Below are 20932 nucleotides of genomic sequence, written 5' to 3'. Positions count from 1 at the left end.
TCAGCCGCCGACCAGCGGGACGAGCTTGATGAACGACACCACCGGATCGGCGGTCAGGTCGATCGTCTCGGACAGGTCGTCGATCTGCCGCTCCCCGACCAGCAGCACGAACCCGTTGCGCTGGAAGGCCCGTTCGGCGATGTCCGCCTGCCTCTCCCAGCCGACGCGCCGCCTGGCACCGGCGCCCGTCCGGTAGCCGTTCAGCTCCACCTCGGCGTCCACGGGACGGACCAGGCCGTCGAACCGGGCGGAGGGATCGGCGTTGAACCGGGCGACCTCCTCGCGGACACGCAACCGTACGAGCTCACGCGCCGAGATGCTCTCCGGAAGATCGGGAAGAGCGAACTCGTGCAGCGGTTTCCCCATTGCCGTCTCGTCGCGAAAGGTAACCGTCGCCATCCCGCAGCTCCATGGATCGGTGGAAACAGTGCAGGGCAATCGATATCAGCTAGAACCGACAGATCTCATCCCGTGACCGGTCTCACGGCCGGTGATCGCGCCGGAGAATGGCTACTTGTCCGCTCAGCGAGCGAAGATCGCGCGGTCCGGTTCGGGAGGACCGGTCACCAGCCGTCCCAGCCCCGGCAACCCCACCAGGGGCCGGTGAGGTGTCTGAGGCCGTACTCGTGGTCCTCGGGCCGCGGCCGGCCCTCGGGCATCCAGATGAAGCACCTCGTCAAGGCGAAGGGCCAGTCGACCAGATCGAGCCGGACAACGCCGCGACCCCGACGGCGGCGAAGAACCATCGCCCCGGTGGTCTGCCGATCGACACGGCCTCACCCCAACGACGACACGGGAAGCCTCGCCGCCGTTCGGGACGAGGTGCTCTCGAAAACCGTAACGCTCTCGAACGCGCGGTGCTCTCGAAACCGCGTCTTCAAGAGAACGACGAACCGAGGTGGTCGCGCGTTCCGTGGAGAACCCGATTCGGCCGCGGATCTCTCCCTCCAGAGCCTTTCCGGCCTTTCCGGCCGGCGAAGGATCGACTCGGGCAAGGTCCGGAGCGTGCCGGGCCGATGGCGATCAGCCGTGCCTTTTCCGGTTCCGGCGGAGGAACGAGAGGAACGAGAGGAACGAGCGCCGTTCACGTGGCGGTTCGGGGGCGGGGACGGGTTTCTCCTCGGCCGGATGGCGGGCCCGCCATCCGGCGACGACCTCCTCCACGTCGATGAGCGGCTGGAAGAGCGGCGGGCCGGACAGAGGCTTTCCGTAGCTCTCGCGGATCCTGTCGTTCATGCCGTCGATGATCCCGCGAGCCTCGGCCTCCGTACGCGCTCCCACCGCCGCCGCCCGGGACTCCTCGGCCTCCTTGCGCAGCGCGAGCGTTCCCGGCAGCGGGAAGGCCAGGTTCTCCTCGAGCATCTTCTGCTTGATCCACCACATCTCGTCCTGCGGCTTCCCCTCGCCGGGGAGGGGCTTGCCCGCGCCCGGCAGGTTGTCGAACTCCCCGCGCTCGGTGGCCTCACGAATCTGCCTGTCGATCCACGTCTCGAAACTGACTCCCGGTGGCTTGCGTTCCGTCACGAATCTCACCTCTCATACCGCGGACGGCATCACCTTCGAGGGTAACGAGGAGGGCGCGGCGAGGGGACGGACAGGTCCAGGCGGCGACCAAGGTCACCCGGGCCGACCCGGAGGTCGCGTGGACGGGCGCGGGAGCGCCCCGGCAGCGGAGCAGGCACCCGGGGCGGACGCTCAGAACGGCCCGATCGCGATCGGGCTGCCGCAGGACACCTTCTCGCCTCCCACGAACGGCAGCAGGTGCTCCGCCTCCTGCTCCAAGGCCGCCCGATCGGTCGCGGACAGCGGGCGGAACGGAGCCAGGCGCAGGGTGCCGCCTTCGAGGGACCAGCTTCCGTGCACGTGGCCGTCCACGAGGAAGGTGGGCCGTACCTGTGCATGGCCGGGCATCACGCGCTTTCTGTCCTCGTGGCTGATGACGCGGGTCCGGTCGGCGTGGCCGAGCAGGACGTTGTCGAAGGCGGGCAGCAGCCGTACGGGCGCGGGCGTGTCGGGATCGGGCAGTTCCGCGTCGGCCAGGTCGATCAGTTCCCTGCCGTCGGGACCGCGGTAGTGGCGCAGTTCGGCGCGCATGTCGGAGACGATCTCACCGAGGCGGGTCAGCCCGGACCAGGCCTGTACGTCCATGGTCCCGGCCGGGCCGAACGCCGCCAGGTAGCGGCGGATCAGGTCCTTGGCGGTCGCGGGGGCCATGGGCCGGCCGAGCCAGGTCTCGGCGGGCGTGACGGAGACGGCCGGCCGGGTGCCCCAGGAGCCCCATGCGCCGGTGGCCGGGCTGTGGACGAGGGGGGCCCTGAGTTCGACCTCTCCGGCGAGGACGCGCCCGTCGCGGCCCGGGTGGCGTTCGGCCAGCCGCCGGGCCAGCTCCTTTCGCGGTGTCGTTCCGCCCGCCAGCAGTTCGAGCCCGGTGGAGACCAGGGAGGCGGTGTCCAGGCCCGCGCTGTTGCGGGCGAAGTACGCCGAGCGGGCGGTGCGGTCGAGCACGGGCTGCAGCAGCGGCCGCAGCCGGCGGAAGTCGTCGGCCGCGGCGAGGTGCTGGGTGCTGCGGAGCAGGCCGGAACGGACCACCTTCCGGTCCTGCAGCAGCGTGGCGAGCTGGGAGTGGGTGAAGTCGCGGATCCTGCTCCACAGCCCGACGTAGGGCCAGTTGGGCTCCTGCGCCTGCAGCGCGACCAGGCGCCCGATCACCTCCAGCGGGGTGTGATCGGTGCGGGCCAGCAGGAACTGGCGGCCCAGCAGGGCCCGGTTCAGGGCCCTGTCCGAGAGGGTCGTCACGACAGCCGCACCGAGACATCGTCCCGGTAGGACCCCTGGAGCAGGGACGGGAACGCCTGCGGCACGTCCTCGATCCCGCCCTTGACGACCGTCTGCGGGTAGACGAAGCGGCCCTCGCCCGGCCAGGCGCCGAAGTGTTCCCACCAGGCGGCGATCTTGCCGGGGGTGTGGTGGCGGGAGAACGGCGTCAGCTCGACGCCTCGGGCCCGGGCCGCGACGTGATCGGGCTCGGGGAAGCGCTTCGCCGCGTCGCCGAGCCGGCTGGACAGCGAGCCGACTCCGCCCGCCGCGCCGGAGACGAACACCACAGTGATCATTTTTAGGTTCCTTGCGTCGGTACGGCCTTCGAGACCGACTCTAAGGAGGCTTCCGGTCACTTTCTGACCGGAATTCGGGCGAGGATGTCGGTATGGCGAACACCGGCTCACGGACCCTCAGGCTGCCCTCGCTGCTGCATACCCATCGCCACTGGCCCGGCGCGGAATCGGCCGACCGGCTCGAAGTGTCCGGACGGACCCTCCGCCGCGACGTCGGCCGGCCGCGCGAGCTCGGCTACCCGGTCAGCGCGACCCGGGGTACGGCAGGCGGCCGATCAGTGGGGCACCGTCGAACCACTCGACCCTTATCCCGATTTTTCGCTCTCGGACAGCATTTCTAGGACTTTGTCGAGCCGGGCCTTCCTGTTCTCCGGCGTGAGCGCCTGGAGCAACGGCAGCATCACCAGGTAACGCCCGGTCTTGTCGAGCGCCTCGAACGCCTTCCCCGCCTTCGGGTTCGCGTCGAGCGCCGCCGCGAGATCGGGGGGCACCGTCGCCGTCTTCTGCGACTCGTAGGCCACCCCCCAGCGCCCGTCCTCCTGCGCCTTGCGCACCTCGGCCAGCCCGGGTTCGCGCATCCGCCCGGCGGCGGTCAGCATCGCGACCTTGTCGACGTTCACCTGCGACCACAGGCTCCTGGGCCGGCGCGGCACGTATTTCTGCAGGTAGTACTGCTCGTCGAGAGGAAGCCGCTGGCCGGAGATCCAGCCGTAGCACAGCCCGACGTCGACCAGCTCGTCGGAGGTGACCGTCGGGATGCCGGACTTCTTCTTGGCCAGTTTGATCCACAAGCCCTCGTGGCGCGTGTGGTTCTCGGCGAGCCAGCTCTCGAACGCCTCGGCGTCCACGAAGGCGATGATCTCCACTCCGTCGCGCTCATCCATACGGATCAGGCTATCCGCCCGTCGCGCCGGTGGAGATCGTCGGATGCCGGGCCCTCGAACCGGTGGCGAGCCGGCCAGGCGATTCCCGATCTTTCCCGCCGGGAAAACCTCTCGTCGGCTTGACGCGGGACGACGCGAGCGAAGTAACGTGAATCACATGCTGATCGTCGTCGCGGGATCGACCGGTCTTATCGGCAGAACAGTGGTCTCCGAGCTCCGCGAGGCGGGTCACGAGGTGCGCAGGCTCGTCCGGCGCGAACCGGAGGCGGAGGACGAGCACGAGTGGGATCCCGCCTCCGGCACGATCGCGCGGGACGCGCTCGACGGGGTCGACGCCGTGATAAACCTGTGCGGCTCGTCGTTCCAGGGCCGGTGGAACGCGACGCGTAAGCGGCGCATCCGTGCCAGCCGCATCGAGCCGGCCAGGACGCTGGCCGAAGCCGTCGCCAAGCACGGCATCCCCACCCTGCTCAACGCGTCCAGCCTGAGCTTCTACGGGAACACCGGCGACGTCGCCGCCGACGAGACATCGGGCGAGGGCTCCGGCTTCCTCGCCGAGATGGTCGTCGACTGGGAGGCCGCGACCGTGGTGGCGCGTGACGCGGGCAGCCGGGTCGTGCTGCTGCGCACCGGTCTCGTGCTGTCGCCCGACGGTGGCCTGCTCAGCCTGCTCAGACCGCCGGTCCAGTGGGGACTGGGCGGGCGGCTCGGCGACGGCAGGCAGTACGTGGCGTGGATCAGCATGCTGGACGAGATCGCCGCCATCCGGTTCCTCCTGGATAATCCGGATATCTCGGGGCCGGTCAACCTGTGCGCGCCGGACCCCGTGACCAACGGCGAGTTCACCAAGGCGCTCGGCCGGGCACTCCGCCGGCCCGTGCTCCTGCCCGTGCCGAAGGCGGTGGTCAGGGCCGTGCTCGGCGAGGCGGCCGACGAGCTGGCGCTCATCAGCCTGCGCGTGGTTCCCCGGGTGCTGTGCGACGCGGGGTTCACGTTCCGGCACGTTGACTTCGACACCGCGCTCGCCGACGTCCTGCGCCCATCGACGCCGGACCGGTGACGGGGACACCGTCGCCGGGCGGATCACGCGCCGGCGCCCGGAGACCGCCGCCAGGACGTGGACACCGTCGCCGGGCGGCTCGCGTGCCGGCGCCCGGCGAGCGCGGCTAGGACGAGGACGAGGTCCCGGCGAAGCGGTAGCGGGTCTGCGCGGGCGGCTCCTTACCGAACGCGAACACCTTGGCCGGCTCGATGCGGAACACGACCGCGGGGTGGCCCGCGACCTGGGCGACGCCGTCGACGAGCTCCAGGCTCCAGCTGTTGTGGGCGCCGTACTTCGCGTCGAACGCGCCGACGATCGCCGGCAGGGCCTCGGGGGCGGTGATCTCGGTGGCCGTGCCCTCGACGACGACGTCGAGTCCCTTGGTCCAGAGGTTGTTCCCCGTCGTCACCGCGACCTTCCCGCTGTGCTCCAGGTTGCGCATCTTCTGCTCGATCGAGGCGGTGGTGAAGTACACGGCGTCGTCGTGCCACACCGCGACCACCGGTGTCACGTGGGGGCGGCCGTCGGCGCGGACGGTCGTCAGCCAGAACAGCTCGGCCGTCTCCAGCATGTCCAGGGTCTCCCGCCACGAGGTGGGCTCCACTCCCGGTTCGCTGTAACGCACTTCCAGTTCGGCCTCGGGGTGAGTGGTGGACATCGGTTCTTCCTTTCTGCCGTGCGGGGGGCGGACAGGGACGATCTCGATCTCGCGAAACCATGACCGCGGTGACGGGAAATGATGTTCCGATCACGAGGCTACGACCGTGACGACGGGCGGGCAATGACGTCGCAATAAGGGGTGTCTTTCGTACCGATCAATCCCGGTGGTGATCCGGATTCGCCACCCGGGACGAGCGGGGGTTTCTGCGGATTCAATAAGAAATTATCGCCCGGCTCAATAAGTAATCCTTATGGCGTGCTCGTTGTCCTTAAAGGTGTTACCGGCATAACTTGATGGCAGGTAAACGTAGTCGGATGGAAAGAAGGGGAAACGGAAGGTCCGAGGCACGCCACCGCACCTTCCGGTCCACCGGCGTCGGGAAACCGATCACGAGGAGGAAGTAATTATGGAGGACGTCTGCATTATCGGAGCGGGCTCGTCGGGGATTGCCGCCTGCCAGGTCCTGCACGAGCGCGGTATCGCCTTCGACTGTTATGAGGCCGGCTCCCACGTCGGTGGAAACTGGCGTTATCTCAACGACAACGGCCTGTCCTCGGGTTACCGGTCGCTGCACATCAACACTTCTCGGCATCTGACGGAATACCGCAGTTATCCCATGCCTGACGACTATCCGGCCTACCCCACCCACTTCCAGATGGCACGGTATTTCGACGACTTCGTCGACCACTTCGGATTTCGTGACGCGATCGTCTTCCGTACGGAGGTCACCCACGTGGAGCCCGCCGACGGCGGGGGCTGGAACGTGACCGTGCGCCACCGCGACACCGGAGTCGAGACCAGCCGTCGCTACCGGGCGGTGGTGGTGGCCAACGGACACCACTCGGTCCCCCGCTACCCGGAGCCGCCCTTCCCCGGAGTGGACACCTTCACCGGCACCCAGACCCACTCGCACTACTACAAGGTCCCCGACGAGTACGCCGGCAAGCGGGTGCTCGTGCTCGGCCTCGGCAACTCGGCGTCCGACATCGCGGTGGAGACCTCCACCGTCTCCGACCGCACGTTCATGGCCGTGCGCCGCGGGGGATACGTCTTTCCCAAGTTCATGTTCGGCAAGCCCAGCGACGACCTCATCAGCCCTTTTCTGACCAGGGTGCTGCCGCGGGAGGCGCAGCGGTGGGTCATGGCGGGCCTGCTGCGCCTGACGGTCGGCAAGGTCACCGACTACGGGCTGCCGGAGCCGGGCCACAAGCTGTTCAACGCCCACCCGACCGTCTCCGAGTCCCTGCTGGCCCGCCTCGGCCACGGCGACATCACCGTCAAGCCGAACATCGCCCGCTTCGACGGTGACACGGTGCACTTCACCGACGGCAGCAGCGAGGCCATCGACGCGGTCATCTACAGCACCGGCTACAAGATCAGTTTCCCGTTCCTGGACGAGACCGTGATCGCACCCACCGACAACGACGTCTCCCTGTTCCACCGCGTGGTCGATCCCAACCACCCCGGCCTGTACTTCGTCGGGCTCTTCCAGCCGCTGGGGGCGACCACGGTGCTGTCCGAGGCCCAGTCCCACTGGGTGGCCGACCTGCTGGACGGCAGTGCCGCGCTGCCCTCGCCGGAGCAGATGCACCGGGAGATCGCCCGCTACAAGGCGAAGCTTTCCAAACGCTACGTGGCCTCCAAGCGCCACACCATGCAGGTGGACCACTACCCCTACCTGGCCGAGCTGGACCGTGCGCGGCGCGACGGAGCCCGGCTCGCGCTGGCGACGTCCAAGGCCGAGGCCAAGGCCGCCGCGGACCGGCACCCCGACGGCTACCGGCCGGAGGAGGTCTCGGTCTGGATCGACGCCGATCCCCACGTGGTGTGGGAGCTCGTCAGCGACGTGACGCGGATGGGGCAGTGGAGTCCCGAATGCCGTCGATGCATCTGGATCGGTGGCAGGCGCGGGGTCGGGGCGCGCTTCGTCGGGGTCAACCGCCGTGGCTGGGTCGTGTGGGTCACCACCAACGAGGTCGAGCGGGCGGAGCCGGGCAAGTCCTTCGCGTTCCGCACCAGGACCAACGGCGTGCGCTGGAGCTACCGGCTGGAGCAGGAGGGCGGGGGCACCCTTCTCACCGAGCGGTGGGACGTCTCCGGGCAGAGCGCCGGGCAGCGCAAGCGCACCGCGTCCTTCGCCAACCTGGCGCTCGGCGGCCACGAGGGGCACACCGAGGAGCTGCGCGACGGCATCCACAAGACCTTGGAGCGCGTCAAGGCCGCCGCCGAACAGATTGCCCGGCCTACCGCGGACGAGGAGGGGAAGGTGCCGCAGCACGCGTCTCTGGAGGTGTGAAGGGAACCGTGATGATCATCGGTGACGTACCGGACGGTCATCGGTGCTGTACGGACGAACGGGCGAAACGCGACACGTGACCTCGGATGAGCGGCCCCGGCGGTAAGACGTCGACATCCCCACGGCCGGGGCCGGAGGTCTCCACGCTGGAGGTATTCGATGACGGACGAGAATCTGCACTTCACCTCGGTCGACGAGTTCGACACCTGGCTGGAGGCGAACCACCGGACCGCCGGCGAGGTCTGGGTCGCCCTGCCGAAGAAGGGGACGGAGGTGCCCTCGGTCACCAGGTCCCAGGCCCTGGACGTCGCCCTGTGCTACGGCTGGATCGACGGCAAGGCCTTCTCGGGAAACGCGCCGGACGGCTGGTGGGCCCAGCGCTTCTCGCCGCGCAGGGCCCGCAGCTCATGGTCGAAGATCAATTGCGCCAAGGTCGAGAAGCTCATCGCCAACGGCCGGATGCGGCCGGCCGGGCTCGAACAGATCGAGCTGGCCAAGGCCGACGGCCGCTGGGACGCGGCCTACGCCCCGCCGAGCACCGCGGAGGTCCCCCCTGACCTGCGGGCGGCGCTCGACGCCTCTCCCGTCGCGGCGGCAGCCTTCGCCGCCCTCAGCAAGAGCAGCGGCTACCAGATCCTGCTCACCATCCAGAAGGCGAAGAAGCCCGAGACGCGGGCGCGCAGGATCGCCGGCTACATCGAACGCCTGGAGGCCGGGGAGCCGCCCCACGGCCCCCGGAGAAAGCCCTGACGCCTCTTCCTCCTTCAACGGCGGCACGGCACGAACAGCACGCGAGCCTTTGGCGTGACGGCTGATCCTGGTCGGCACCCCTCCTGCCAGAGGCTTCCCCGTTCCGGCACCACGTCCGGCGATCCATGACAGGCACGCGGCCCGCGTCACCAGGTCGGAACGGACTCATCTTGTCGGCCGGTGCTGCGAGCATGACGAAATGATCGCGACCCCCGACGACTACGCCTGGTTCTCCTACGAGCGCTTCCCCGAGCTGGCCGAGGCCTACTGCTTCACCTACATCCGGGGCCTGACACCCGGGCAACTGGTGTCCCGGTTCGGTGGCCGGCCGGAGGATTTCACGCCCATGACGCTTGATGAACTGGTCGAGACTCGCTACAGGAAGAGCTATGACACCGTGTTCCTCGGCGTCACGGCCATCGGCGACTGGGTGTTCGTCGTCGAACCCAACGGCGGGCTCGGCATCGATGAGAAAATCATCACGTCGTTGTCGGCGGGGACCCGCCTTGTCTCCCACTTCCGCGACGTCGAAGGCGTCGAGTGCTTCTACTGGATTGATGACGGAGAGATCCGGTTCTGCTTCATCGCCGACGAAGGGTACTCGGAAGAGGTACCGGAAGAAGTGCCGGACGAGATCGTGGAGGTCATACGGCGGATCGTCCCCGAGGACGGGCACACCTACCCTTCCGAGGGGCCGGCGTTCCTCCTGGTCGAGCATCTCACCGGAATCAGGCTGACACCGGAACTGCTGGAGGGTTCCACCTACCTGTGCGGATCCATCCCCGAGGCGGGGTGAGCGGGACCCATCCTCCGTGATCCCGCGGGCCGGCCGCAGCGGACGTCCTTCGTCGCTCATCTCATCCGTACCGGAGCGTGCCGGGATGATCGCCATGAGAGCTGCCCGGGTCGCCGTCATCGTGAGCGCACCCGAGGAGCGCCGGCGCGCCGCGCTTGAGCAGACCTTTCCCGAATGGCACATCGTCCACGACCCTCTTCTGCGCCGCTGGACCGCCCTCCGGCGTCGACCGCTCACCGATCAGGAGGTGAAGGCGGGCATCAGACGCATGCTCATCCGTGCCTCACCCGAACGGCTGGTCACGGTGTTGGTCCGCCAAGCGCAGATCGCACTCAGCCTGAGCGCCGGTCACCCGCCCGGCGGCTGAAACGGCGCGGCGGCACGAGAGCGTCACCCTCCCGGGCCGCCGCGCCACTTCGGTTCGTGCGAGAAGCCCTCATGCGGCGCGTACGGCGATCTCGGGGTAGTCGAGCACGAGGCCGGACTCGTCGTAGACCAGGCGGCACGCGAAGTCGAAGACCGGGGCGCTGTAGTCGTAGCGCGGCCGGGAGTCCTCGTCGGCGACGCGGACGTAGTCCTGTTCGAGCCGTTCGACGGCGAGATCGGTGGCGCGTACGTAGGCGGCGGGGGCGGCCGACCGGTCGCCGACACGGAGTCCCATCCGATGCACGGGGAAGGCGTTGGTCATCGCCGAGGACTCCAGGTCGACGTCCAGGCAGCCGTCCAGGTGGGGAGCCGGTGTGCCGTCGACGCGCCAGCGGCCCGCGCCGTCGGCCTCCAGCACGGTGTGCCGGGATCCCGAGGCCGAACGTCCCGTGATCCGTGCGCTTCGCGTGGTCCAGGAGGCGTCAAGCTCGATGGCATAGCCGACGATCCAGGTCTCGCCCTCCTCGACCGCCGTCGTGCATCCCTCGATGCGAAGGCCGTCGTCCGAAGGCTGGAAGTACGCCACCTCGAAACCGTCCCGCGCGTCGAGATGTCGCCAGGCGGCGGTCCTTGGCGGTGTCGTGAAGGTCATGACGCGATTCTTCCCGCTTCCCGCCGGACGATGGGCCCGCCGCCGGGATCACCGTGCGACGCGGAAGAACTCACGCAGGTCGCCGACGAGCAGGTCGGGGGTCTCCATCGCCGGGAAGTGGCCACCTCGGTCGAACTCCGACCAGTGGCCGACGGTGTTCGCCGGGTCGGCGAGTGCGCGGATCGTCATGTCCGCCGCGAACACCGCGATCCCCTGCGGCGGCGCCGGCGCGGACGGCCACCCGCCCTGGTCGTCGCCGGACTGCGCGGCGGCGATCTCGCGGTAGGCGCGCATACCTTCGTAGAGGATGTCGGCCGAGGACGCGCCGGAGCCGGTGAACCAGTACAGGCTCACATTGGTGAGCAGCCGGTCGCGGTCCACCGCGTGCTCGGGCAGTCCGGCGGCCGGGTCGGTCCACTCCTTGAACTTCTCCGCGATCCACGCCAACTGTCCGATCGGCGAGTCGGTCAGCGAGTAGGCGAGGGTCTGCGGCCGGGTGGACTGCAGGTGCAGATAGCCGAGGCCGTCCTGGCGGGCGGCGTTGAATCGCTCGGCGCGCGCCCGGTCCGCGTCGGACAGGCCGTCCAGTTCGATGGGCGGGCCGAACGGGTACGGCGACGGACCGTTGAGGTGGGTGGCGACCACACGGCCGGGGGCGGCCATGGGCAGTAGCGTGGTCACGCCGCCGCCGACGTCCCCGCCCTGCGCGGCGAACCGCTGGTAGCCGAGCCGGCTCATCAGCTCCCCGAACGCGGCGGCCACCCGGAACAGGTTGCCCCAGCCCGGTTCCCGCACCGGGTTGGAGAACCCGAAGCCGGGCAGCGAAGGGATCACGACGTGGAAGGCGTCCGCCGGGTCACCGCCGTGCGCGCGGGGATCGGTCAGCGGCCCGATCACGTCCAGGAAGTCCACGAACGAGCCCGGCCAGCCGTGGCACAGGATCAGCGGCAGCGCGTCCGGCTCGGGCGAGCGGACGTGCAGGAAGTGGATGTCCTGGCCGTCGATCGTCGTCACGAACTGCGGGTGCTCGTTCAGCGTCTTCTCCTGCTCGCGCCAGTCGAAGCCGTTCGTCCAATAGTCGGCCAGTTCCCTGAGGTAATCGACGGGAACGCCGCGCTCCCAGCCGGTTCCGGAGATCTGCCGGGGCCAGCGGGCGCGGGTGAGGCGATCGCGCAGGTCGTCCAGCTCGGCCTGCGGGATGTCGACGCGGAACGGGCGGATGCCGGTGTTGTTGTCCATGGCGAGAAACGTAGGAGCGATACAGGAAAGCTCCGTTCCTGTATTCGGGCAGACTTGAAACATGCTGGACACGGCACAACGACTACTGCGGTTGCTCTCCCTGTTGCAGGCGCCGCGCGACTGGACCGGGCCGGAGCTGGCCGAGCGCCTCGACGTCACCACACGCACCGTGCGCAACGACGTGGAGCGCCTGCGCGACCTCGGCTATCCGGTGCACGGGATCAGGGGCGTCACCGGCGGTTACCGGCTCGGGGCCGGGGCGACGTTGCCGCCGCTGCTGCTCGACGACGAAGAGGCGGTCGCCGTCGCCGTCGGGCTGCGCGTGGGCGCCACACAGGGCGCGGTCACCGGCATCGAGGAGGCGGCGCTGCGTGCCCTGACCAAGCTCGAACAGGTGCTGCCGTCGCGGCTCCGCCGTCGTGTCAACGGCCTGCGCGCGTACCTCGTCCCGCTTCCGCACGCCGGCCCCAGCGTGGACGCCGCCACGCTCACCGCGATCGCGGCGGCCTCCCGCGACCACGAGCGGCTCCGGTTCGACTACACCGGCCACGACGGGTCGGCCGGCCGCCGCGAGGTCGAGCCGCACCGGCTCGCGCACAGCCGAGGCCGTTGGTACCTGGTCGGGTGGGACGTCGCGAGGTCCGACTGGCGCACGTTCCGGGTGGACCGGATGCGGTTGCGGACCCCGAACGGCCCGCGGTTCGCCCCGCGCGAGGATCCCGGCGGTGACCTCGTCGGCCACGTCGCCGCCGGCCTGGCCACCGCGCCCTGGCGCTACCGGGCGCGGGTGACGGTGCGCGCACCGGCCGAGCACGTGCGCGCCCGGCTGCCGCCCGGCGTTCCGGTGGAACCTCTGGGCGAGGACGCCTGCGTGGCCGAGGTCGGCTCGGACACACCGCAGATGCTGGCCGGATACCTCGGCATGCTCGATGCCGACTTCCAGGTCACCGAGCCGCCCGAACTCGTCGCGCGGATCCGCGTGCTGGCCGACCGCTATCGGCGGGCGGTTCCGGCGGAGACATCTCGCGGCACGTCGCCGTGCGGCGTGCCCGGCAGCGAGCCGCCCGACGTCAGCCGCCACATGTAAAAGTCACATGTGAGTGATGTCGGCGACACGCCGCAGCAGGACCCGACACAGCGGGTACCTGCTGCTTAACCTGCAGAAACAGGCGTACACCATCAGTGTGGACGTGACCATGTGACCCAGGCTGGAGTTCGAGGGCGGCGTACGTTCTTCGACCGCGACCACGGGGGTCGCGACAACGAAGGGGACGTCATGACCAGCACCTCACGCCACGTCACATCCCTGGCGACCGCGTCCCCCGCGTTCGAGAGCGAGCTCGGATCGGTCACCCTGGTCGACGCCGGCGCGATGCCCATCCTCAGCGGGCTCTCGATCAAGCACGTCACCCTGGAACCCGGTGCGATCCGCGAGCCGCAGTGGAACGTCAACGCCAACCAGATCGGCTACTGCCTTTCCGGCACGGCGCTGGTGTCGATCCTGGGGAACGCCGACGCCTTCTCCTCGTTCATCGTCGCCGCGGGTCAGATGTACCACGTCGAGTCAGGCGCGATCTACCACATCGAGAACGTCGGCGACGACCGTGCCGAGTTCGTTCTCGCGCTGCGCGACGAACGTCCTCGGCACTTCTCGCTGCACGACAGTTTCAACGCCATGACCGACGCGGTGCTCGGCAACACCTACGACCTGCCCGCCTCGGCGTTCGCCGCCCTCGACCGGTCTCCGGCCCAGCAGATCGTCCGCTGTACCGGTGCCGCCGACATCCCGGCCACGGCCGGCCTGCCCAACGCCCACCTGTTCGACCTCGAGGGCCAGCACCCGCCGCTGTCCTACGCCTACGGCAGCGCCCGCCTCGCCCGTAGCCAGTACTGGGCCGCCCTGGAGGACATCTCCATGTACTCCCTGCGCATCAAGGAGAGCGGGATGCGCGAACCGCACTGGCATCCCGTCACCGCCGAGATGGGATACGTGGAGAAGGGGCACGCCCGCATGCGTGTCCTGGACCCCGACGGCACCCTCGACGAGTACGTGCTCGGCCCCGGTGACGTGTACTTCGTGCCACGCGCCTTCCCGCACCACATCGAGGTCCTCGGCGAGGACGACATCCACTTCCTCATCTTCTTCGACCAGGCCATGCCCGCCGACATCGGCTACCGGGCGAGCGCGTCGGCGTTCTCCCGCGAGGTTCTCGCCGCGAGCTTCGGCATGCCCGAGCGCGACCTCCCCCGGTTCCCCTTCACGCCGGTCGACCCGCTCTTCGTCGCCCGCGCCAACCCTCGCGACCCGGTGCGCTGAGGACGTCGCCCGGCTGGTCCTTTCCCGGTTCCGACGAGGTCGCGGGCCAGGTGGCGGGTGGACCCGGGGTTGTGGTGAGGTCGCGGGCCGGGCGCCGGGCGGGCCTGGGGCCGCGGCGATGTCGCAGGCCAGGTGATAGCCGGGCAACCATGCCTATCGTCTAAAGTCGGGCGAATGGCCCCGATCCCCTCGCGGCTGGCCTGGTTGGACGCCCTGCGCGGACCCGCCGCGCTGGCCGTCGCGCTGCACCACTCCGGCTGGACCTTCATCCCGGGCCTCTGGGCGGAGGTGGACCGCAGGATCGACGTCGGCACCTGGGGCGTCTTCGTGTTCTTCCTGGTCAGCGGCTACATCATCCCCGCCTCCCTGGAGCGGCGCGGTGACCTGCGGGCCTTCTGGATCGGCCGCGCCTTCCGCCTGCTCCCCCTCCTGTTCGCCGCGCTCGGCCTGGCGCTCCTTCTCGCGTACGCCGGGGCGTTCGTCCTCCACCCGGGCCTGAGCGTGCGCCCCCTGCCCCTGGTCGTCCTCGGGAACGTGACGATGCTGCAGGAGCTGCTCGGCGTGCCCGCCGTCATCGACGTGATGTGGACGCTCTCGTACGAGATGGCGTTCTACCTGCTGGCGGTCGGGCTGTTCGCCACGGGGCGGGCGCACCGGTCGGCCGCGGCCGCGATCGTCCTGGCGCTGTCGGCCGTACTCCTGGGCCTCCTGCTGCCGGGGCCGGTCATCGGCGGCCGCGCCGACCTGGTCGCGGCGCTTCTCGGGATCGCGGTGGTCGCGGTCATCGTGGTGTCGGCGCGGGCGGGGGGCGGGACGCGTACGGCCGCCGCGGTGGCGGGCGGTCTCCTCGGGCTGGCGCTGGTGGTCCTGGGCAGCCGGATCGGCGCGTGGCAGGGTCTGATCATCCTGGCCATGATGTTCGCCGGTACGGCCGTGTACCGCGCCGAGCGGGGGACCATCCGGTGGCGTACCGCCGTCGCCACCGTACTGACGGTCCTGGCCTGCGGGGTCCTCGCCAAGGACGATCCCGGCTGGGCGCCGGCGCTCCTGCTGGCCGCGGGTTTCTTCGCGGCCGGGTTCGCGCTGCGGCGCAGGTCGTTTCCCCGGTGGCTCGCCCACCTCGGGGTGATCAGCTTCTCCCTCTATCTGCTGCACCCGCTCCTGCTGCGGATCAGCCCGAACCTCCCGCTGTTCTTCCTCGCCCTGGTGCCGCTCTGCTACCTGACCCACCGCCTGATCGAGGCCCCCGCTCAACGTCTCGGCAGGCGGCCGGCCAGGTCTTCGGTGAGGGAACCGGCGCCGGACGGATCCTAGGACCCGCCCGGTGGCGCGGATCAGGGGGCCGCGTACTTTCCGTCGAGCTTCCTGTCGAGACGGCCGGGCCGGCTCCGACTTCTTTGTGACGGCGCCGATCGCGGCGTCGACGGAGCGGAGGAGGCTCGCGATGAGCAAGGTCGTGCTGGATGTGTCGATGTCCCTGGACGGGTTCGTCGCCGGTCCGAACGTCAGGATGGAGGCGGGCATGGGGGACGGCGGCGAACGGCTGCACGAGTGGATGACAGGGGAGGGACCGGACGGCGAGATCGACCTCGGCATCCGCCGGCAGGTGGACGCGGCGGTGGGGGCCACCGTCATCGGACGGCGTACGTTCGACCTCGGCGTGGGCCCGTGGGGCGGCACCCCGTGGCCCGGCGTCCCGAGCTTCGTCGTCACCCACAGGACCAGGCAGGATCTCCTCGGCGACAACGGCGGGACGTTCGCCTTCGATGGGTTGGAGGCCGCGGTCCGGCGCGCGCGGGAGGCCGCGGGGGACAGGGACGTCCTGGTGCTGGGCGCGGACGTCGCTCGGCAGGCGCTGAAGGCGGGCCTGCTCGACGAGGTGAGCATCCACCTCGTTCCCCTGCTGATGGGCGAGGGCACGCCGCTGTTCGCCGAGGATCGGGCCGAACTGATCCCGGTGGGGAAACCCGTCACCGGAACCGTCACCCATCTGCGCTACGGCGTCGCGAAGCCTTAGGGCCCGTGCGGGGCCGAGATCGGAGGGATCCGCCCGCGCGACGGCCTGCGATCCTGGCGGGCCCGTCATCACGCCGCCGGGACGGTTTCGGACGGCGGCCGGGTCCGCGGTCGGCTCTGCCGGGTGCCTCCCCAGCCGGGCGTCACCTCGCGCTCGGCCCTGCGCGACGCGCTCAAAAGCTCTCGGAAACCACCGAATCCCTCATGAAGCCATGGTTTCGTCAATGCAGCATGAAGTTCGCGCGATGCGCTCATCTGGCCGATGGCGGGTGCCACCCGCTGACCTAACGTCGAGGTATGTCCAGCTCGCACACCACCTCGATGGGGAACCGACATGGCCTTCGTCACCACCGCTGACGGTACCGAGATCTTCTACAAGGACTGGGGCAGCGGGCAGCCGGTCGTCTTCAGCCACGGCTGGCCGCTCAACGCCGACGTCTGGGACGACCAGCTGAAGCTGGTCGCGGACAACGGTTTCCGGGCCGTCGCGCACGACCGCCGGGGGCACGGCCGTTCCGGCCAGCCCTGGAACGGCAACGACATGGACACCTACGCCGACGACCTGGCCCGGCTGATCGAAACCCTCGACCTGCGCGAGGTGATCCTGGTCGGGCACTCCACCGGCGGTGGCGAGGTGACCCGCTACATCGGCCGGCACGGCACCTCCCGCGTCGCCAAGGCCGTCCTGCTGGGCGCGGTCCCGCCGCTCATGCTGAAGACCGACGCCAATCCCGAGGGCCTGCCGATCGAGGTGTTCGACGGTATCCGCGCGGGGGTCGAGGGCGACCGCTCGCAGTTCTACAGGGACCTCAGCATGCCCTTCTACGGCTTCAACCGGCCCGGCGCGGAGGTCTCGGAGGGGGCGAGGGACGCCTTCTGGATGTGGAGCATGCAGGTGGGCCTCAAGGGGGCGTACGACTGCGTCAAGGCCTTCTCCGAGACCGACTTCACCGAGGACCTCCGGCGCTTCGACATCCCGACCCTCATCGCGCACGGCGACGCCGACCAGATCGTGCCCATCGTCGCCGCCGGCCCGAAGTCGGCCGAACTGGTCAAGGGCGCCACCCTGAAGGTCTACCCGGGCAGGCCGCACGGCCTGGTCGGCGCCTACAGGGACGAGTTCAACGCCGACCTGCTGGCCTTCGCCAGGTCTTGAGACGGCCCGGCTCCCAGGACGGTTCGACGCCCCGGACAGGCGCGACATCTGCCTCACCACGATCGCGAACGTTCGAGGTTCGAAATCGTTCGGGAGCGCACGATTCTCTTTTCACGCCGTACGGTTCGCGTTCCATGCCGTATGGTTCTCTTTTCGCGCCGTACGATTCCCGTTCCGCGCCACAGGGGCCGGCCGCTCCGATGCCCGGTGTCCGGCGGGGCCGCGATCCCCTCAGGCGTGCGAGGACCGCGAGGGCCGCGACGTCGCGAGGCGTCGCTGTTCCTCCTCGACGATCTGGCGGGCCAGGGTCTGTTCCGAGATGTCGACCGCGTCAGGGGTGGACTCGGCCAGGTCGCTGCGGCGGGCGTAGGTGTCGAAGAGCCCGACCTTGCCGCGGAGGATGTCGAGCATGCGCTGGTCGACGCTGTCGGCCGTCAGGATGCGGTGCACCTGGACCTTGCGGACCTGCCCCATGCGGTGGGCGCGGGCCACGGCCTGGCTCTCCATGGTCGGCTTGACCTGGGGCTCACAGATGATCACCACCGAGGCGGCCTGCAGGTTGACGCCGATCCCACCCGCCTGGATCTGGCTGAGCAGCACGGCATGGCCGGGGGCCGCCGTGAACTCGTCGATGACCTGCTGGCGGCGGGCGGTGCCGAGGTCGCCCGAGATCGGCCCGTGGACCCGGCCGCCGGGGTCACCCGGGGATCCCGGGGCGCCGGTGCCCCCGAGAGCTCCGTGGACGGCGGTCATGACGTCGCGGAAGTAGGAGAAGACCACGACCTTGAGATCGTTGCCCGCCGCCTCGTCGACGAGTTCCAGCAGCCTCTGGAGCTTGGCCGACGTCTCCGGCACGGCGTAGGCGGCACGGCGCATCGCCATGAAGTTCCCGTCGGCCACGGCCTTCCGGTAGGCGGTGAGGTCCGCCGGGCTGAACTCCTCCCACTCGTCCACGTGCACGAGGTCGGGCAGCTCGGTGAGCACGTCCTCCTGATTGCGGCGCAGGTAGACCGGTGCCACGGCCCTGCGGAAGGACTGCCCTCTCGCGGCTCCCGTCCCCGCCACCGTCGCCAGCGCCGCGGTGTCGCCGTTCCGGATGCCCGGGAGCAGATCGGGCCTGAGGTAGCCGATCAGGTTGCGGAACTCCTCGACGCGGTTCTCCATCGGGGTCCCGGTCATGAAGAGCACCCGGTCGGTACGGCCGCACCACCGGGCGACGGCCTGGGAACGCCGGGCGGCCGGGTTCTTGACGTAGTGCGCCTCGTCGACCACGAGCATCCCGAGCGCGACGTCGTCGGGGACCTCCAGTCGGTGCAGGGTGTCGATGGTGGTCACGGCGACGCCGCCGGTGCGGATCCATTCCGCCAGGGCGGCGGTCCGGTCGCCGCCGCGCAGGGAGTAGGCCCGCAGCGTGCTGCGGGCCTCGATCTCGCGCACCCAGTTGATCAGGACGCTGGCCGGGCAGGCCACCAGGAAGTGCCTCTCGCCGCGCGCCCAGAGGTGCGCGAGGGCGGCGACGGCCTCGATGGTCTTGCCCAGGCCCATCTCGTCACCCAGGATCACCCGCCGCTGGGCGAGGGCGAAGCGGGCGCCGAACGACTGGTAACCGCGCAGGGAGACCCGGCGGTGGGTGTCGTCGAGGTCCTGGGCCTTGACCCGCGCGGAGATGTCGTCGGGCAGGAAACCCTCCGAGGCGACACGGTCGGGTTCCGTGGCCGCGATCTCGGCGAGCAGGTTGTAGTACTCGGACGCGCGGAGCTCGAAGTCGACCCACGCCTCGATGCCGGAGACCGGCGGGCGCAGCAGGTCCACGGAGGCCTGGCCGAAGAGCAGCGCCGTGTCGGACGCGTTCGCCTCCGCGATCACGTCCTCGATCCGCGCGACGGCCTCCTGCGCACGGCGACGACCTCCCCGGCCCGCGAGCAGCATCCGCAACCACCCGCGAGCGGGTTGCGCGTCGGGCAGGAGCGAGGCCAGCCTCCGCTCGATTCTCCGCGCGGCACCGCCCGCGCGCGGCAGGTCGGGGCCGGCGTTCACCAGCCGGTTCAGCGCGATCAGCAGGTCCGTGGTCTCGTCGTCCTGCCGGTCGACGTCGATCCGCAGCGCCACCGTCTCCTCCACCGCCTTGGCGATCTGCTCGGCGGCGGCGTGCGCCTGTCTCGCGTTCCACGCCCCGACCCCGGGGAGCAGTTGGAGCGCGTACGGCGTGGTGTCCAGGATGTCGAGGATCGTCTGGTAGCCGGCCTGTTCGAGGGCCCTGATCCGAAGCCGCCCCACGGTGACGTCCTTCAGGCGCGTCAGGGGAATCGACCCCAGCTCCTCGCGTGCCAGGCGCGTACGCACGGAGGCCAGCGCCCGCTGGGCGTCGGCGCGCGCCCGCGCGTCATCGGCGAGCAGCGTGCGCGCGTGGGACCGGAGGCGACCCGCCCTCTGGAAGAGGGCCCTGACCTGCCTGGGGGTGGAGGCCGGATCCTCTCGCTCGACGTCGCCCAAGCTCTCGTCCCTCCCGTCACGGCTCGCGGTAGTTCACCGTCGCCAACCACCCGGCCGGTTGTCAACGATCGGCCAGGCCGGACACGGCGTCACAGCCCTTTGCCCGCTAATGAGCCGTTCATGGGTTCCGGGGAGAATCCGATGAACGGCCCGGCCGGGCCGGGGCCCCGATCCCACCGCGATCCCGCCGCCGGCCGGGCACACGCCGGGACCGACTGTCGGTGCCTCCTGGCAGAATCCGCGTGTTCTGAACGTGCGCGGCCGAAGGTGGAGTGAGACGGATGTCAGATCGAGGGAACGCACCGTTGATACGGCTCGACCCGTGGGCGGAGGCCGATCTCGACCTGCTGCGGCGCATCAACGCGCCGGAGATGACCGATCACCTGGGAGGCCCGGAGACCGAGGAGAAACTCCTCGACCGGCACAGACGGTATGTCGACATCGAGGGGAAGGAGACCGGCCGGATGTTCAGCGTCGTCCTGCTCCCCGGGCTCCAGCGGGTCGGCAGCATCGGATACTGGGAACGCGCCTGGCGGGGCGAGACCGTGTACGAGACCGGCTGGAGCGTCCTGCCGGAGTTCCAGGGCAGGGGCATCGCGGTCGCGGCGGCCCTGGCCGTTGTCGCCAGGGCGAGGGCGGAGCGCAGGCACCGCCACATCCACGCGTACCCCTCCGTCGACCATCCCGCGTCGAACGCGATCTGCCGGAAGGCCGGGTTCCGGTTCGTCGCCGAGTGCGACTTCGAGTACCCGCCGGGAAACGCCATGCGGTGCAACGACTGGCGCCTGGACCTCGCCGCGGAGACGTGAGACGTTCCGCTCGGGCGGGGCCGGACGCCGCGCGGAAGGGGACGCGGGCGTCTCTCCTGGCCGTACGGTGAGTCGCCCCTCCCGCAGGTGCGAGTCCGTAATAGTGCACTTTGGGAGCTGAGTGTGCATTCCTGCGCAGAAGGAAGCGTCGACTGTTTCTAGTGTCCGTGGTGTCCGAACGGCACGACCCCTCCACCACCCGCACAGGAGCATGACGATGAGCACCACGCGCACCCTTCTCGCCGGAGCGGCCCTGGCCGGTTCTCTGCTGGCCGGCATCGCCGCGGCCCCCGCCGCCTCCGCCGACACCTCCACCGGCACCGCCGCCGCGGCCACGGTCGC

Annotated in this window: 21 protein-coding genes; 12 read left to right on the top strand and 9 right to left on the bottom strand. The window is 70.0% G+C overall.

The genetic code is table 11. The features are described from left to right. The 4 genes from ACVCAG_RS29250 to ACVCAG_RS29235 form a co-directional block, all read right to left on the bottom strand. Positions 1–399: a hypothetical protein gene (locus ACVCAG_RS29250; RefSeq protein WP_447190656.1), complete on the bottom strand. Its 399-nt coding sequence runs from the start codon at positions 397–399 to the stop codon at positions 1–3. A 624-nt stretch (positions 400–1023) separates the two neighbouring features. Beyond that, positions 1024–1524: a DnaJ family domain-containing protein gene (locus tag ACVCAG_RS29245; protein WP_447190655.1), complete on the bottom strand. Its 501-nt coding sequence runs from the start codon at positions 1522–1524 to the stop codon at positions 1024–1026. Positions 1525–1695: 171 nt separating this feature from the next. Then, entirely contained in the window at positions 1696–2796 is a 1101-nt protein-coding gene (locus ACVCAG_RS29240) for a DNA glycosylase AlkZ-like family protein (protein ID WP_440089450.1), read from the bottom strand. After that, complete coding sequence (locus ACVCAG_RS29235) at positions 2793–3113, bottom strand: hypothetical protein (protein ID WP_447190654.1); 321 nt, start codon at positions 3111–3113, stop codon at positions 2793–2795. The genes ACVCAG_RS29240 and ACVCAG_RS29235 overlap by 4 nt, the downstream gene beginning before the upstream one ends. A 92-nt stretch (positions 3114–3205) precedes the next feature. Between ACVCAG_RS29235 and ACVCAG_RS29230 the strand changes: the two genes are divergently transcribed. Further along, positions 3206–3454, top strand: a complete 249-nt coding sequence (locus ACVCAG_RS29230; protein ID WP_440089447.1) for an HTH domain-containing protein — start codon at positions 3206–3208, stop codon at positions 3452–3454. On the opposite strand, the gene ACVCAG_RS29225 is transcribed toward ACVCAG_RS29230, so the two are convergent. After that, positions 3419–3997, bottom strand: a complete 579-nt coding sequence (locus tag ACVCAG_RS29225; RefSeq protein WP_447190653.1) for a YdeI/OmpD-associated family protein — start codon at positions 3995–3997, stop codon at positions 3419–3421. The two genes, ACVCAG_RS29230 and ACVCAG_RS29225, sit on opposite strands and share 36 nt — an antisense overlap. Before the next feature lie 157 nt (positions 3998–4154). Between ACVCAG_RS29225 and ACVCAG_RS29220 the strand changes: the two genes are divergently transcribed. Further along, positions 4155–5057, top strand: coding sequence for a TIGR01777 family oxidoreductase (locus ACVCAG_RS29220; protein ID WP_440089444.1), 903 nt, complete (start codon positions 4155–4157; stop codon positions 5055–5057). A gap of 106 nt (positions 5058–5163) precedes the next feature. Here the strand turns inward: ACVCAG_RS29220 and ACVCAG_RS29215 are convergent, their stop codons facing one another. Continuing rightward, positions 5164–5697 (bottom strand): pyridoxamine 5'-phosphate oxidase family protein, encoded by a 534-nt coding sequence (locus ACVCAG_RS29215; RefSeq protein WP_447190652.1) that lies wholly within the window; start codon positions 5695–5697, stop codon positions 5164–5166. Between the two features lie 409 nt (positions 5698–6106). Here ACVCAG_RS29215 and ACVCAG_RS29210 point away from each other — a divergent pair, with 409 nt between their 5' ends. From ACVCAG_RS29210 to ACVCAG_RS29195, 4 genes are all read left to right on the top strand, one after another. After that, a complete protein-coding gene (locus tag ACVCAG_RS29210; RefSeq protein ID WP_447190651.1) occupies positions 6107–7996 on the top strand; it encodes an NAD(P)-binding domain-containing protein in 1890 nt (629 codons plus the stop codon). A gap of 159 nt (positions 7997–8155) precedes the next feature. Beyond that, on the top strand, positions 8156–8746 hold the full coding sequence (locus ACVCAG_RS29205; RefSeq protein WP_440089441.1) for a YdeI/OmpD-associated family protein: 591 nt from the start codon (positions 8156–8158) through the stop codon (positions 8744–8746). 199 nt (positions 8747–8945) lie between these two features. Beyond that, a complete protein-coding gene (locus ACVCAG_RS29200; RefSeq protein WP_447190650.1) occupies positions 8946–9542 on the top strand; it encodes a DUF6461 domain-containing protein in 597 nt (198 codons plus the stop codon). 85 nt (positions 9543–9627) lie between these two features. Beyond that, positions 9628–9909: a hypothetical protein gene (locus tag ACVCAG_RS29195; RefSeq protein WP_447190649.1), complete on the top strand. Its 282-nt coding sequence runs from the start codon at positions 9628–9630 to the stop codon at positions 9907–9909. Positions 9910–9978: 69 nt separating this feature from the next. Here ACVCAG_RS29195 and ACVCAG_RS29190 read toward each other — a convergent pair whose 3' ends face one another. Further along, on the bottom strand, positions 9979–10560 hold the full coding sequence (locus tag ACVCAG_RS29190) for a putative glycolipid-binding domain-containing protein (protein ID WP_440089437.1): 582 nt from the start codon (positions 10558–10560) through the stop codon (positions 9979–9981). 48 nt (positions 10561–10608) lie between these two features. Then, positions 10609–11799, bottom strand: a complete 1191-nt coding sequence (locus ACVCAG_RS29185; RefSeq protein WP_447190648.1) for an epoxide hydrolase family protein — start codon at positions 11797–11799, stop codon at positions 10609–10611. 61 nt (positions 11800–11860) lie between these two features. On the opposite strand from ACVCAG_RS29185, the gene ACVCAG_RS29180 reads away from it, so the two are divergent. The 5 genes from ACVCAG_RS29180 to ACVCAG_RS29160 all read left to right on the top strand — a co-directional run bounded on the left by ACVCAG_RS29180 (position 11861) and on the right by ACVCAG_RS29160 (position 17288). After that, complete coding sequence (locus ACVCAG_RS29180; RefSeq protein ID WP_447190647.1) at positions 11861–12886, top strand: helix-turn-helix transcriptional regulator; 1026 nt, start codon at positions 11861–11863, stop codon at positions 12884–12886. Positions 12887–13075: 189 nt separating this feature from the next. Continuing rightward, positions 13076–14116, top strand: a complete 1041-nt coding sequence (locus ACVCAG_RS29175) for a cupin domain-containing protein (RefSeq protein WP_440089434.1) — start codon at positions 13076–13078, stop codon at positions 14114–14116. A 174-nt stretch (positions 14117–14290) separates the two neighbouring features. Beyond that, on the top strand, positions 14291–15430 hold the full coding sequence (locus ACVCAG_RS29170; protein ID WP_447190646.1) for an acyltransferase family protein: 1140 nt from the start codon (positions 14291–14293) through the stop codon (positions 15428–15430). A gap of 130 nt (positions 15431–15560) precedes the next feature. Further along, the gene (locus ACVCAG_RS29165; protein WP_440089431.1) at positions 15561–16133 is read left to right on the top strand and encodes a dihydrofolate reductase family protein; all 573 of its coding nucleotides are present in this window, start codon (positions 15561–15563) and stop codon (positions 16131–16133) included. 333 nt (positions 16134–16466) lie between these two features. Then, positions 16467–17288: an alpha/beta fold hydrolase gene (locus tag ACVCAG_RS29160; protein WP_440089430.1), complete on the top strand. Its 822-nt coding sequence runs from the start codon at positions 16467–16469 to the stop codon at positions 17286–17288. Between the two features lie 231 nt (positions 17289–17519). Here ACVCAG_RS29160 and ACVCAG_RS29155 read toward each other — a convergent pair whose 3' ends face one another. Beyond that, positions 17520–19781, bottom strand: coding sequence for a DEAD/DEAH box helicase (locus ACVCAG_RS29155; RefSeq protein ID WP_447190645.1), 2262 nt, complete (start codon positions 19779–19781; stop codon positions 17520–17522). A gap of 281 nt (positions 19782–20062) precedes the next feature. On the opposite strand from ACVCAG_RS29155, the gene ACVCAG_RS29150 reads away from it, so the two are divergent. Next, positions 20063–20590, top strand: coding sequence for a GNAT family N-acetyltransferase (locus ACVCAG_RS29150; RefSeq protein WP_447190644.1), 528 nt, complete (start codon positions 20063–20065; stop codon positions 20588–20590). Positions 20591–20932: the final 342 nt, after the last annotated feature.

Source organism: Streptosporangium sp. G12 (genome assembly GCF_052983175.1).
Note: the sequence above shows the minus strand (reverse complement) of the source record. Positions and strands in the feature narration are given on the sequence as shown.